The organism is Natronosalvus halobius (assembly GCF_024138145.1).
Classification (GTDB): Archaea; Halobacteriota; Halobacteria; order Halobacteriales; family Natrialbaceae; genus Natronosalvus; species Natronosalvus halobius.
On record NZ_CP099997.1, the window covers coordinates 288297 to 300812 of the forward strand.

The window sequence follows — 12516 nt, forward strand, 5'->3', positions numbered from 1 at the left end:
TGGTGCACACGCCCTGACGGTGTTCGTTGCTGATCGAACGGTCGCTCACTCGACCCGAGCGGCAGTGTGACAAACCACGGGGCGGCGGCACACGTACTCTGAGGTGTTCTCGCCCCCTCGGAGTCACCCCGCCTTCTCTCAGAGCCTCCCCACGTCCGAGAGCACCGCCGTCGCCGTCTCCGGGCCGCCCGCGCCGCGGCCGCTCGAGTAGAGGTCGCCCGCGTGGCGCGTCTGAATCTGGACGATGTTTCGCGTGCCGGAGACGGCCATCGCGCCGTTTTCGGGGACGAGTCGCGGGCCGACGCGCACCCCCTCGCGGGTCGCCTCCCCGACCAGGCGAATCGTCCGGCCGTCCTCGGTCGCGAGTTCGAGCGCGCTCGGTGGGACGTCCTGGATGCCGGTCACGTCGGCGTCCTGGAGGGAGAAACCGCCGTCGGCGAGGACGTTCGCCAGGATGACGCACTTGAGCGCGGCGTCGGTGCCGTCGACGTCGAACGCCGGGTCGGCCTCCGCGACGCCGAGGTCCTGAGCCTCCGCGAGAACGTGCTCGTACTCGAGGCCCTCGGCGGCCATCCGCGTCAGGATGAAGTTCGCCGTCCCGTTGAGGACGCCGCGAACGGCGGTGACTGCCTGGGGCGTGCAGTCTTCGATGGTCGAGAGCACCGGAATTGCGCCGCCGACGGCGGCCTCGAACCGGACGGACCCCGCGCTCTCTCGCTCGAGCGCGCGAACGTCTTCGTAGCGCTCGGCGACCGGGCCCTTGTTCGCGAGGACGACGTGTTTGTCGTCGGACAGCGCGCGTTCGACGTGGGAGAAGCCGGGTTCGGCGTCGCCGAGGGTCGTCGGGGTCGCCTCGACCAGGACGTCGTAGTCGGTTTCGAAGACCCGGTCTGGATCACTCGAGCCGAGGGATTCGTCACTCGCCGCTCGTTCGAGCGCCGACTCGACGTCGAGTTCCTCGTCGTCGGCGACGGCGGCCTGACTCGAGTTCGCCAGGGCGACGACCTCGTGGCCGTACTCGCCGGCGAGCTCCGCGACCGAACCGCCGACGGCACCGGCGCCGAGAATCGCGAGGCGCATCAGATCTCACCTCCCGACAGCGGCTCGATCAGGCTGAGTCCCTTCTCGTCGGCGAGCGAACGGAGGGCATCCAGGACGGTCTCGCGTCGCCCCGTGTCCACGGCGAGGCGAAGTCGTGCACTCGAGATTGCGTCGGTCCCGTCGGGAGCGTTCAGCGAGAGGTCGAGGACGCCGGCGTGGGCTTCGCCTTCGATTCGCGAGAGTGAATCCGAGAGGTCGGTCTCGACGAGGTGGCCGACGAGTACCACGGTCAGTTCCTCGCCGTAGCGCTCGGGCCCGGCCTGGATGACGTTGATACCGGCCTCGCGCAACCCGTCGACGACGTCGTCGAACCGGGCTGGGACGCACTCGAGGTCGACCTCGACGGGGATGTGGCCCCGCGGCGTGATGTTTCCGCGCTCGTGGTGGATGCTCAGGAGGTTGCCGCCGTGTTCGCTGATCGGCGCGAGCGCCCGGAGGAGTTCGCCTGGTTCGTCGACCAGTTCGAGGCGGACGGTGTAGGCCTGCTGGCCGCCGTCGGTTTCCGGGGAGTTGCCTTCCCTGTCGGCCGCGGTGGCGTCGTCAGCCTCGACCTCAGAGTCGGCCGCGGTCCCTGTTGTCGACGACCCGGAAGCGTACTCGTCACTCATCGACGATCCCTCCCGACGGTCGTCCACGCGTCGTCATGGCTCCATCTGCGTAACGGGCATAAAAAAGCGTATAGGCGTCGCCAAAACTGACCGGCGGTGTCAGCAGGTGCCACGGTCAGCGGTTCAGGGGTCGGAGCTCAGGGCTCAGGACTTAGAAGTGGTCCTTCCCCGGATTCGAGGATCCCCAGTCGCCGCGTCCACCTTCGGTTCGGTCGATGCCCATGATCGACTCGGCCTGGTCGGGTCCGCCGAGACTCTCGCGTGGGTCGGGAACCCGGACGGTGATGTCGGAGATTTCGGGCCAGGTCAACAACTCGGCCTCGATGTTGCTGGTCGTGATGTTGGCGACCTCACAGCCGGTACAGCCACCGCCGAGTTCGATGATCACTTCGCCGGTCTCCGGATCGGCTTCGCGGACGGCGCTCGTCCCGCCGTGCATCTTGATGATCGGCATCTCGCGGGTGAGCCACTGCTCGACGCGCGCTTTCAGTGGCTCGTCGTCGGCGTCGGTCATTGGGCGTTTTAGGAAGCCGACCGCTGAAAGGGTTTGGTTTATCGGTGACGACGCCAGGCCTCGAGTGCGAGCGTCCCGCCGACGACGCCGGCCGCGCCCGCGGCGGTGAACCCGGGGATCGAATCGGACTCCTCGTCCCCGGCGTCTGCGTCGGCCGTCTCGTCGTCACCGGCGTCGTTGTCGTTCTCGTCGTCACCGGCGTCGCTTTCGTTTTCGTCGATGCCCGTGTCGCTTTCGTTTCCGTCGGCATCTTCACCGGGATCCCCCGTGTCGTCCTCGAAGGACGGCGGATCGGTCTGTTCGCCGGGTTCACTCGCGAAGACGTACAGTGCGCCCTCGGTGTCGGCGTTGGTAAGGATCGACGTACTGCTGGCGACGAACGTCTCCGTCGGTTCGAGCACCCGCGCCGTCCAGAAGGCGGCAACAGACGGGTCTCGCCAGGCGGCGATTTCCTCGGGGTCCTCGAGCACCGAGATGTCGTGGAGCTTCACGCCGCCCCGGTACCACGAGGAGTAGAGGAGTCCGTCGCGAAGCTCGAAGTTGTGTGAGGTGGTCCACTGGCCGGCCTCGTAGGCGCCGTTCGGCGTCTCCGGCGCGTCGATCGTCGCCGCGTGGACGGGATTCTCGATGTCGCTGACGTTGTAGAGGTCGATGCCACCGTGTCGGTCGGCCTCGGGTGCGTCCGTCACCCAGGCCTCCCGACCCACTGCGAGAATCGACCCGGTTTCGTCGAGCGCGCCGTAGTGGTCGTTTCCGGGCAGCCCGGTGTAGTAGTCCATCATCTCGGCGTCGGTGATCTCGAGCTGGTCCTCGAGGGACGTATCCGACACGTGCGAGACGTACGTCGGGTCGCTCGGATCGCTCACGTCGACGAGGTAGGTACCGGCGTTCCAGAAGGGAAGAACGGCGATTCCGTCGCGGACGGTTACGTCGTGAAGGTACCAGAGGAAGGGGTTGACGACGTCGTCCCACCGCGGCTCGTGGTCGAGTAACGACCACTCACCGAGCCGTTCGGGGTCGTCACCGCTCAGGTCGTAGATTTCGACCGCGTTCGGCCGTCGATTTTCGCCAACTTCGTTGCGAGGGAGGTAGAGACGATCACCGTCGTGAAAGCAGTTGTGGAGGTGATATCCCGTCTCGACGGGATCGCCAATCATCGTCGGATTCGCGGGATCGCTCACGTCGTACTGGAGAAAGCCGTAGAATACGCCGGATCCAAGGTAATTTGCCGGCCCGGGAACGATCAGGCGGTCGCCACTGACCTCGACGTCGAGGATTTCGGTAAACGAGCGGTCCTCGTTCTCGACGTCCTCGAGGAGGCCTCGCCTGTCGGCCAGCACCTGCGGATCGGTCGGATCGCTCACGTCGACGGTGGCGAAGCCGTCGACCGTCGCGAGGTAGGCCGTCTCCTGGTCGTCGCCGACGACGACCTCACACGCCCCGTGGACGGGGACCGATCCCAGGGGTTCGTAGGATTCCTGTGCCGCCGAGGCGGCGACGGTGGATCCGCTCGAGACGCCGAGACTCAGGCCGACGCCGACGCCACAGGAGCCAGCGACCGTTCGGAGGAGGGCGCGTCGTTGCATAATCTCACCACGAACCTCGAGTATAAAAACGTTGTTCGACGCCGCCAGCCCGCTATCCGCGCAGTCGACGTCGGTCGCCGGTCCCCTCGGTCATCGCACTCGCTAACGCCCCCTCCAGGACGACGTCGTCACCGTGTTCGGTGACGGTGATCTCGGGAACGTTCGACATCACCATCTCGGGGACTCGTTCGCGAATGGGGTCGACGACCAGGTCCTCGTTGTGCAAGACGACGGCGCCGCCGAGGGAGACGACCAGCGGTGCGTAGGAGTGAACGACGTTCGTGAGGCCGATGACGTTCCAGTGGGCGACTTGCTCGATGGTGTGGTCGGCCAACTCGTCCTGGCCGGCCAGGTCGAAGACGTCCTTGGCCGTGAAGTCGGGATTCTCGAGGGGGAGGCTGGTGTCGATCGACGGATCGTCCTCGGCCAGCAGGCGGGCGTACTCGGGGATGTTGTTCCCAGAACAGTAGCCCTCCCAGTGGCCTTCCTTGCCACAGCCACAGGTCAATCGCCCGCGCGGGTCGACGACACAGTGGCCGACCTCGCCCGCGTTGCCGTCCCAGCCGGAGATGATCCGCCCGTCACAGCACACCCCCGCGCCGATTCCCGAGGAGATGGTGACGTACACCATGTCGTCGGGGTTTCGGTCGGAGTGGAATCGTTCGCCGATGACGCCCGCGTTGGTGTCGTTGTGGAGGTAGACCTCCTCGGAGTCGACGAGCACCGAAATCGGGCCCGTCAACGGGATCCGATCGACCGTGTCCGGGAAGTTCGCGGGGTCGATCACCGCTCCCTCGGCGAGGTCGAACGGGCCGATCGAGCCGATGCCGACGGCCTCGATCCGCGCCGGTTCGACCCCGGCGTCCGCGCAGGCTTCCCGCAGCGTCGCGAGAACCTTCTCGGTCACGTCGATCCCGGTCGGGCCCCGAGGCGTCCCGTTCTTGCTCGAGCCGACGGTTCGACCCTCGCCGTCGCCGACGACCGCTCGAACGTTGGTCGCGCCGAGGTCGACGCCCGCGTAGTAGACCATTCCTATCCGTGCAACCGACGTCCCCACACTTAACTACATACATCCTTACTCGAGAGCGAGTACACCGCCCATTACACGTGTCAACACGCGTCTCGAGAGGACCGGTCGGTCTATTGGGAGGGTACATTCGTCACCGTGCGATTGGAGACGCCCGTACGCGAGTCACTTGTATTTTCGTTCGTAATTTTGACCTCGTTCGTACCAGGTGGACGAAAAGCCCGGCCTCGTTGAATCAATCACTGGCTGTCGTTTTCAACCGTCACGGAAGCGCCACGAGTGAACGACGCGCTACTCAGCGCAAGGGTCGGTAGAAAGCGACATCGGCGTGCCCCATAGTGGTTGGGCCATAACGGGACACGCCAGTTCCCCATAGCGATTGGGACTTCAAGTAGTTTGTGTGATTATCTGAGTGAACAGAGTTGCCCCCGCACGACCCGCCGAAATGAATCCAGTTTCGAACGCAGTCTACGACACGAATCCTTTTCCGTCACCGCCGCCAACCGCACACGTTCGGAATACCGGACTCGTGGTTGGGCCATGACACAGGAAGAACGCATCTCGGAGGCGATTAGTCTGTTGCAGGAACTCGGACTCAAGGAGTACGAAGCGCGCTGTTTTCTGGCGCTCACACAACTGTCCACCGGCACGGCGAAAGAGATCCACGAGATCTCCGAGGTGCCTCGGACGCGGGTGTACGACGCAATCGGTGTACTCGAGTCACAGGGACTGGTCGAAGTACAGCACGCGAGCCCACAGCGGTTTCGAGCGGTGGGGATCGCCGAGGCGACGCGGACGCTCCGCCGGGAGTACGACACCCGTATCGAAACGCTCGAAACGTATCTCCAGTCTATCGAACGCCGGAAACTCGAGGAGACCGACACCCAGCTCCAGGAGGTGTGGTCGCTGATGGGAAACGAGGCGATCGAGTCACGGACGCTCGACCTCATCGACGGTGCGAAATCGGAAATCGCGCTGCTCGTCGTCGACGAGGAACTGCTGTCGGAAACGCTGTTCGAGCGCCTCGAGGCGGCCCGAGAACGAGAGCTCTCGATTCTTCTCGGTGGGCAAACAGAGTCGATCATCGAGCAACTCGGGACGGGACTCCCCAACGTACGCACGTTCGAAACCGATCTAGACTGGCTCACCGGACCGGCGGTCGCCCACGAGGTTGCGATCAGTCGGATATTGCTCGTCGATCGCGAGACGTTGCTGATCGGCTCGTACTATCCAGACGCCGACGACGGGAAGACGAAAGAGCAGGCGGTGTTCGCGCGCGGTCTCGAAAACGGAATCGTGGTGCTGTTGCGGCGACTGGTGTCGGCAGGATTGCCACCTTCGAACGATCCAGGAAACGCGTAGACAGACAGGTGAAGTGGTCGGTGGTGATTCTCGTTCGTGGTCCAGGAGCGCGGTCTTGGTCCAGGAGCGATTTCTGACCGCCCGACGTGCAGCGTTACGGTGACGATGGATCGCTCGGTTCTGAGACGGTCAGTTCGTCACCGTCGAACCGGATCTGGTAGGGGTCGATCGAAATCGTGACGGCGATCGATTCCGACTTCCGCTCTCGGACGAGAATATCGAGCGCTTCCGGGTCGGCGTGATCGTAAAGCGTCGTCTCGGACACGGTCAGCAGCTCGGCTGGGTCGACGCTCTCGATGGTTGCGAGGGCGTCGATCACGGCGAAACTCGGCGCCGTGGCCGACCAGTCGTACGTTTTCCGGAGGCGAACGGCAGCCGATTCTGACGACTGCGCATCTTCATCTCGATCACTACTGACCATTGCTCGTCCAACGCGGCCAAACAGCATTAAGCTGGTGTGATGATGTGAGTGAACGATTGGACAGGGTCACGCCGATCGAGTGTCGTCGAGTCGCCACGTGAAGATGGCTCGCAGGACGACGACGAGGCTGTTGCGGTCGCCAGCGCCCCAGATCGCCGTTTCCTCGATATCGTCGGCGCCGCCGGTCCCGTTCACGAGCGCGCTGACGAGCGCCGTCTCTTCGTCGGTGATCAACAGGCTCCCGGCGGGCGTATCCTGCCACTCCCAGAGGGTTTCGAATATGTCGATCGACGGCACCTCCTCCCGAACGCGATCCTCGACCGCCTCCGAGATGCCCGCCAGATAGATCTCGACCCCTCGGTCGGCAGCAGCCTGCAGCGCGTCGAGATGGGGGTCGGTGAGTAACTCGTCGACGGTCATGTAGACGATCTGGTCGTCTGCCTCGGCGATGAACTCGTCGATGCGGGCGGCTACCGCCTCTCGACTGGTAACCGTCCAGACGCCGAACTGCTCGCGCTGTGGCTGTGCGGGGCCGATCTCCTCCAGACACTCTCTGAGTTCGGTAATCGTGGTTTCGCGTTTGGTGTTGAGCATACGAACGATGGTCTCCTTCGAGATTACGGTGAATTTTCGCGGCGTCGTGTGCTGAATGTCGACGAACCCCAGTTCGTGGAGCCGATCCGCCGCTTCGTACACCCGCGTTCGGGGAACGCCGTTGATACGAGTGATGTCCTGTGCGGTGCCCGTCCCGAGCTGCAAGAGGTTGATGAGCGTCTGGGCTTCGTACTGGGACAACCCAAGATCCTGTAACCGGTCGAGTGCCTCGGCTTCAGCCTGCTCTTCGTCGAATGCTACCATAGTTGATCCGTCCATGGAGAGCGCAAAAAGCCTACCTCCCGGTGGCACGCTCGACCCGGCCACGAGTCACGCTGTGAGAAGGCTACTCGAGTTCAGTGGTGACGAACTGGTGCAGTTTTTCGACGCGGTCGTTCGGATGATAGCGAACCGTTTCCGTTCGATCGTCGTACTCGACGAGGCCGGCCTCTTCCAGTTTCGGGAGATGGTTGTGATACAGATCGAGAAGAAGTCGTTCGGAACTCTTCGTTTCAACTGAGTCTGGGGGAGGGTTCTCCGGCGACAGGTGCTCGGCGAGCAGATCCACCGCCACGGCGTTCTGCTCGCTTTCGATTAATTGCGTGAGAACCAATCGTCGTCGTTGGTTGGCGACGAGGTGTAGCGCCGTCTCGGTTGACATGTTGTAGGTGGTCTGACTCATTGTATGCCCAATTCAATCTTATAACGGTCGCCACGGGGATTAACCCCATAGTTCACTCGCATCCTCACACTCCAGATGCCGTCAGATCACGATTGAGCAGGGTGTTCTACACCTGCACTCTCGAAAAGAGAGGTTGGCTCCAGAGCTATTCCTTCCGACCGGAGAGACTCCTTACTCGGCCTCGAGTTCGATCGCCGCTCCCTGACGCAACCACCTTTTAACTCGCTCGGCTCGCGCCTCGCTCGCAAAAGCTGGACCAAAAAACCCAGTTCAGGCTCTACTCGACCTCGAGTTCGATCGCCGCTCCTTGACCAAATCCAACACACAGCGTCGCTAGCCCGCGGCCGCCGCCTCGCTCGAGCAACTCGTGGACCAGCGTGACGGGCAGGCGGGCGCCGGAGGCCCCGAGCGGGTGACCGAGCGCGATGGCACCGCCGTTGACGTTGAACTGCTCGTTGTCGATGCCGAGTTCGTCTCGGCTGTAGACACACTGGCTCGCGAACGCCTCGTTGAGTTCGACCAGGTCGTAGTCCTCGATGTCCCGGCCAGTGCGCTCGAGCAACCCACGGGTGGCCGGGACCGGACCGATTCCCATCACGGTGGGGTCGACGCCGGCGACGTTGTTCGAGCCCACTGACGCCATGATCTCGAGGTCGTGTTCCTCCGCGAAGGCCTCGCTCGTGACCATCACGCCCGCCGCCCCGTCGGAGATCTGGGAGGCGTTGCCGGGCGTCACGGTTCCGTCGCCTTTGAAGACCGTCGGGAGTCCTGCCAGGGTCTCGAGGTCGGTGTCGGGGCGAATACCCTCGTCTTTCGTCACGGTGCCGTCCTCGGTTTCGATGGGGACGATCTGATCCTCGAAGCGACCCTCCTCTGTCGCGGCGTGGGCGCGCTGGTGGCTCTGGAGGGCGTACTCGTCCTGGGTCTCGCGGTCGACGTCGTAGCGCTCGGCGACCTTTTCGGCGGTCATCCCCATCTGGAGTTCGCCGACGTTGTACTCGGTCGCGAGCTGGGGGTGGAGCGTCGCGTAGCTGTCGCCCATCGACACCTTCGACATGTTCTCGACGCCGCCGGCGATGATGCACTCGCGCTGGCCGGCGCGGATGGCGTCGGAGGCGGAGATGATCGCCTGCATCGAGGAGGCACACCAGCGGTTGATCGTCGTCGCCGGCACGGACTCGCCGAGCTCCGAGAGGAGCGCGATGACGCGGGCGATGTTGTTGTCCTGTTCGTCGCGCTGCTGGGCACAGCCCCACATCAGGTCGTCGACGTCCTCGCCCGAGAGGCCGGTTTCGGCGAGCATTTCGTCGATCAGCGGAATGGAGAGATCCTCGCTGCGAACGTCGGCGAACACGCCGCCGTCTTTCCCTTGGGGGGTCCGGACAGCCTGGACGATCACTGGCGTCTGTGTCATACCGACTCGCACGTCCCTCACGAACTTAAATGGCCGTAGAACTCGTGGAGACGCACGCGAAGTTTACGCTCGAGACGTGATTGACGATTCGGCTCGAGACAGGTGCTCGACATTACTCACGGTGAAAGAGCGATTTTACCTTACCTTAGTATATTGAGGTATGGGGACGAATCACTTGTCGATGGGATTCGATCGACAGGTGCTGGCAGTCGCCCTCGTCGCCCTGCTCGTGGGCTCGAGCGTGGGATTCGCCTTCGCCGGCGAACTCGGTGGGACGAGGCCGGCGGCAGCCGACACCAACGGACCGGAGAATCGACAGCTATCGAACGACACCGCTCAGCCGACCATCGAGCAGTTCGACTCCGAGGCGGCGTTCGCCGACTACCTGCGGGCGTCGAACGAGGGCTCCAGGTCCTTCGGCTTCGGAATGGGGCGGCCGGCCGTCGCGACCGACGAGGCTGAGGATGACGCCGCAGATGGGGACGCCGGGAACGGAAACGGCAACGATGCCAGTGACGACGCGGCCAGGAGCGGCGACTCCTCGAGCACCAGTGCCGACGAGCGCCGCTACGCCGAGACGAACGTCCAGGAGGCAATGCTGGACGAACCCGACATCCTGAAGACCGACGGGCAGACCGTCTACTACGGCGACCGACGCTTCCGTGGTGGGAGCGCGACCCACGTCATCGACGCCTCGACGCCGAACGACCCGACGGCGCTGAGCGAGATTCCGCGCTCGGGCGAGATGCTCCTGACCGACGACGACGTGCTGGTACAGTTCGACCGCAACCGCCTGCGTGGCTACGACGTCTCGAGCCCCGAAGACCCCGACGAGGCCTGGTCGACGGGCCTAGAGGGTCACCTCGAGACGGCTCGCCTCTACGACGGTGACGTCTACCTCGTCGTGGCCGATCGCGTCTCGCCGGCCGAGCCCTGTCCGGTCGAACCGCTCGGCGACGACGGCCCCGCGGTCGACTGCACGGACGTCCACTACCCGAGCGATCAGAACGGTGCCAACACGGTGTACACGACGTTGCGCCTGGATCCCTCGAGCGGCGAGGTCACGGATTCGGTGAGTTTCCTCGGGTCGTCGTACACGACCGCGACCTACGTCTCCGAGAACGGCGTCTACCTGACGTACGTGGACTCGCCGTCCCACGCCGACGTTCGGCTCGAGTTCCTCCTGACGACCGGTGAAGCGTACCTCGACGACCGGACGCTCGAGCGACTCGAGCGCCTGCGGGGGTACGACCTCTCCGAACGCGCGACCATGACCGAGGTCGAGGCCATCCTCGCCGACTGGCGGGTCGGACTCGACGACGACGAGCGACGAACGAAAGAGCGCGAACTCCGCGACGCCTGGGAGGAGTACGTCGAGGAGAACAAACGAGCGTTCGATCGGACGGGGATCGTCACGGTCGGTTTCGACGATAGTCTCTCGGTCGACGCCGGCGGTGCCGTCCCCGGCACGCCGCTCAACCAGTGGTCGATGGACGAACACGACGGCCACCTGCGCATCGCGACGACGATCAACGCGCCGGGTGCCGAGTGGGAGAACGACCTCTACGTGCTCGACTCCGACCTCGAGGTGACCGGCTCCGTCACCGGCATGGGCGTCGACGAGCGCGTCTACTCCGTGCGCTACGAGGGCGACAAGGCCTACGTCGTCACGTTCCGCCAGATCGATCCGTTCCACGTCATCGACGTCTCCGACCACGAGAACCCGGTGCTCGAGGGCGAACTCAAGCTTCCGGGCTACTCCGACTACCTCCACCCGCTGGGCGAGGAGCGCATCCTCGGCATCGGGCAGGAAGACGGGAAGGTCAAGGCCGTGATCTTCGACGCGAGCGATCCCGAGAACCCGGTGATCCAGGACGACGAGATCCTCGAGGATCGCTGGTCGGCCGTCAGCGAGAGCCACAACGCCTTCCTGCTCGACGAGCGTCACGGGGTGTTCTTCCTCCCGGGCAGCGAGGGCGGGCACGTCTACGCCTACGAGGACGGCCTCGAGCGCGTGATGACCGTCGATACCGACGGTCCGGCCTTCCGGGCGACGTACATCGACGACTCGCTGTACGTCTTCGGCGAAGACGAGCTGGTCGTCGTCGACCAGACGACCTGGGAGGAAGTGAAGCGCCTCGACCTGTAGGGCGCGAGGACAACCCTTATTTCGAGCGTCTGGGAATGACGTCGCATGGACGACACCGGCGACCAGGACACCGGATCGCGGGCCGACGACCGCGACCGGGAGACGGTTCGCGACGGCGATAGCGACGCCGAGTCGGACGGCAGGAACGACGCCTCCGACCCCGGTACCTCCTCGAGGACGACCCCTGGGTCAGAGGAGGGAACGGACTCGGCCACCGAGAACGAACGCGAACGCGAACGCGACCGTCGAGGCGCCGAGGACAGGTCGGAGCGAACTACCGCAGGTGAATCCGAGGAGCAAGACGACGAATTTGAGGCTCGTGACGTCGAAGCCGAGGCACGCGACGACGAACCCGAAAGTCGAGACGAGGAATCTGAACAGGGGACAGAGTACTCGAGCGAGGATCGCGACGAGACGGCGACGTCCGAACCGCCGATGCCCGGCGTCCCCGACCCCGACGCCGTCGACGAGGACGACGAAATCCCGGCCGACGTTCAGAAGTACGCCCGCTTCCAGAAGATGGACGGTGCCCAGTACGACCGGGTCAACGAATTCCTGCGCGACCGGACGTACGTCACCGCCCGCGAGTGGGCCATCGCCCGACTCTGTTCTGACTTCCGGACCGAGACGGGCGTCGAGATGACCAAAATCGGCGAGAATCTGCCCGAACTCGTGCCGTTCATGACCGATACCTACACGCCGCAGGCGGTCAACCAGGCCCGGTCATCCTTCGAGGAGAAGGTTCGAAAGTCGGGGGCGACCTTCCTCTACGGCGCGATGTGTGACTTCTTCACCGCGGAGGAACTCGACGACGTCATGTACGAGGCCACCGAGGTCGCGAAGTTCCTCCTGGAGGTCGAGGGCGTCGACCTCTCTGTCGAGGACGAACTCGAGGCCGAAGAGCGCATCTCGAGCGTGATGCGTGAGGTTCGCGAGGCGAGCAAGGAACTTCGGGAGGAAGAAACGTAGGCGATCTGCTGGCCGGCTGTGAGACGAGCCGTCAACGATCTGGTACCGTTCCCCCTCGAGCGACGCTGATCCACCGCTCGAGGCCAGAC

12 protein-coding genes are annotated in these 12516 nt (G+C 64.4%); 3 read left to right on the forward strand and 9 right to left on the reverse strand.

The window, feature by feature from the left end; all coding sequences use genetic code 11:
* Positions 1-138: 138 nt before the first annotated feature.
* From NGM15_RS01480 to NGM15_RS01500, 5 genes are all read right to left on the reverse strand, one after another.
* Entirely contained in the window at positions 139-1080 is a 942-nt protein-coding gene (locus tag NGM15_RS01480; RefSeq protein WP_253434338.1) for a homoserine dehydrogenase, read from the reverse strand.
* Positions 1080-1709 carry an amino acid-binding protein gene (locus NGM15_RS01485; protein ID WP_253434341.1) on the reverse strand — a complete coding sequence of 210 codons (630 nt, stop codon included), beginning with the start codon at positions 1707-1709 and terminating at the stop codon, positions 1080-1082. The genes NGM15_RS01480 and NGM15_RS01485 overlap by 1 nt, the downstream gene beginning before the upstream one ends.
* 151 nt (positions 1710-1860) lie before the next feature.
* Positions 1861-2223: a NifU family protein gene (locus tag NGM15_RS01490; RefSeq protein WP_253434344.1), complete on the reverse strand. Its 363-nt coding sequence runs from the start codon at positions 2221-2223 to the stop codon at positions 1861-1863.
* Between the two features lie 38 nt (positions 2224-2261).
* Positions 2262-3809 carry an LVIVD repeat-containing protein gene (locus tag NGM15_RS01495; protein ID WP_253434347.1) on the reverse strand — a complete coding sequence of 516 codons (1548 nt, stop codon included), beginning with the start codon at positions 3807-3809 and terminating at the stop codon, positions 2262-2264.
* Positions 3810-3861: 52 nt separating this feature from the next.
* Positions 3862-4839: an ROK family protein gene (locus tag NGM15_RS01500; RefSeq protein ID WP_253434350.1), complete on the reverse strand. Its 978-nt coding sequence runs from the start codon at positions 4837-4839 to the stop codon at positions 3862-3864.
* Between the two features lie 537 nt (positions 4840-5376).
* Here NGM15_RS01500 and NGM15_RS01505 point away from each other — a divergent pair.
* Positions 5377-6198: a TrmB family transcriptional regulator gene (locus NGM15_RS01505; protein ID WP_253434352.1), complete on the forward strand. Its 822-nt coding sequence runs from the start codon at positions 5377-5379 to the stop codon at positions 6196-6198.
* 94 nt (positions 6199-6292) lie between these two features.
* On the opposite strand, the gene NGM15_RS01510 is transcribed toward NGM15_RS01505, so the two are convergent.
* The 4 genes from NGM15_RS01510 to NGM15_RS01525 form a co-directional block, all read right to left on the reverse strand.
* Positions 6293-6619 carry a HalOD1 output domain-containing protein gene (locus NGM15_RS01510; RefSeq protein WP_253434355.1) on the reverse strand — a complete coding sequence of 109 codons (327 nt, stop codon included), beginning with the start codon at positions 6617-6619 and terminating at the stop codon, positions 6293-6295.
* A gap of 66 nt (positions 6620-6685) precedes the next feature.
* The gene (locus tag NGM15_RS01515) at positions 6686-7477 is read right to left on the reverse strand and encodes a TrmB family transcriptional regulator (protein ID WP_253434358.1); all 792 of its coding nucleotides are present in this window, start codon (positions 7475-7477) and stop codon (positions 6686-6688) included.
* Positions 7478-7559: 82 nt separating this feature from the next.
* Positions 7560-7895 (reverse strand): DUF7344 domain-containing protein, encoded by a 336-nt coding sequence (locus NGM15_RS18865; RefSeq protein WP_425494460.1) that lies wholly within the window; start codon positions 7893-7895, stop codon positions 7560-7562.
* 277 nt (positions 7896-8172) lie between these two features.
* Positions 8173-9309, reverse strand: a complete 1137-nt coding sequence (locus NGM15_RS01525; RefSeq protein ID WP_253434364.1) for a thiolase family protein — start codon at positions 9307-9309, stop codon at positions 8173-8175.
* A gap of 160 nt (positions 9310-9469) precedes the next feature.
* Here NGM15_RS01525 and NGM15_RS01530 point away from each other — a divergent pair, with 160 nt between their 5' ends.
* The gene (locus tag NGM15_RS01530; RefSeq protein ID WP_253434368.1) at positions 9470-11458 is read left to right on the forward strand and encodes a beta-propeller domain-containing protein; all 1989 of its coding nucleotides are present in this window, start codon (positions 9470-9472) and stop codon (positions 11456-11458) included.
* 45 nt (positions 11459-11503) lie between these two features.
* Positions 11504-12427: a DUF5806 family protein gene (locus NGM15_RS01535; protein WP_253434371.1), complete on the forward strand. Its 924-nt coding sequence runs from the start codon at positions 11504-11506 to the stop codon at positions 12425-12427.
* Positions 12428-12516: the final 89 nt, after the last annotated feature.

Coding starts and splice junctions, on each gene's coding strand:
- NGM15_RS01480 (WP_253434338.1), bottom strand. CDS start 1,080: ATGCGCCTCGCGATTCTCGGCGCCGGTGCCGTCGGCGGTTCGGTCGCG.
- NGM15_RS01485 (WP_253434341.1), bottom strand. CDS start 1,709: ATGAGTGACGAGTACGCTTCCGGGTCGTCGACAACAGGGACCGCGGCC.
- NGM15_RS01490 (WP_253434344.1), bottom strand. CDS start 2,223: ATGACCGACGCCGACGACGAGCCACTGAAAGCGCGCGTCGAGCAGTGG.
- NGM15_RS01495 (WP_253434347.1), bottom strand. CDS start 3,809: ATGCAACGACGCGCCCTCCTCCGAACGGTCGCTGGCTCCTGTGGCGTC.
- NGM15_RS01500 (WP_253434350.1), bottom strand. CDS start 4,839: ATGGTCTACTACGCGGGCGTCGACCTCGGCGCGACCAACGTTCGAGCG.
- NGM15_RS01505 (WP_253434352.1), top strand. CDS start 5,377: ATGACACAGGAAGAACGCATCTCGGAGGCGATTAGTCTGTTGCAGGAA.
- NGM15_RS01510 (WP_253434355.1), bottom strand. CDS start 6,619: ATGGTCAGTAGTGATCGAGATGAAGATGCGCAGTCGTCAGAATCGGCT.
- NGM15_RS01515 (WP_253434358.1), bottom strand. CDS start 7,477: ATGGTAGCATTCGACGAAGAGCAGGCTGAAGCCGAGGCACTCGACCGG.
- NGM15_RS18865 (WP_425494460.1), bottom strand. CDS start 7,895: ATGAGTCAGACCACCTACAACATGTCAACCGAGACGGCGCTACACCTC.
- NGM15_RS01525 (WP_253434364.1), bottom strand. CDS start 9,309: ATGACACAGACGCCAGTGATCGTCCAGGCTGTCCGGACCCCCCAAGGG.
- NGM15_RS01530 (WP_253434368.1), top strand. CDS start 9,470: ATGGGGACGAATCACTTGTCGATGGGATTCGATCGACAGGTGCTGGCA.
- NGM15_RS01535 (WP_253434371.1), top strand. CDS start 11,504: ATGGACGACACCGGCGACCAGGACACCGGATCGCGGGCCGACGACCGC.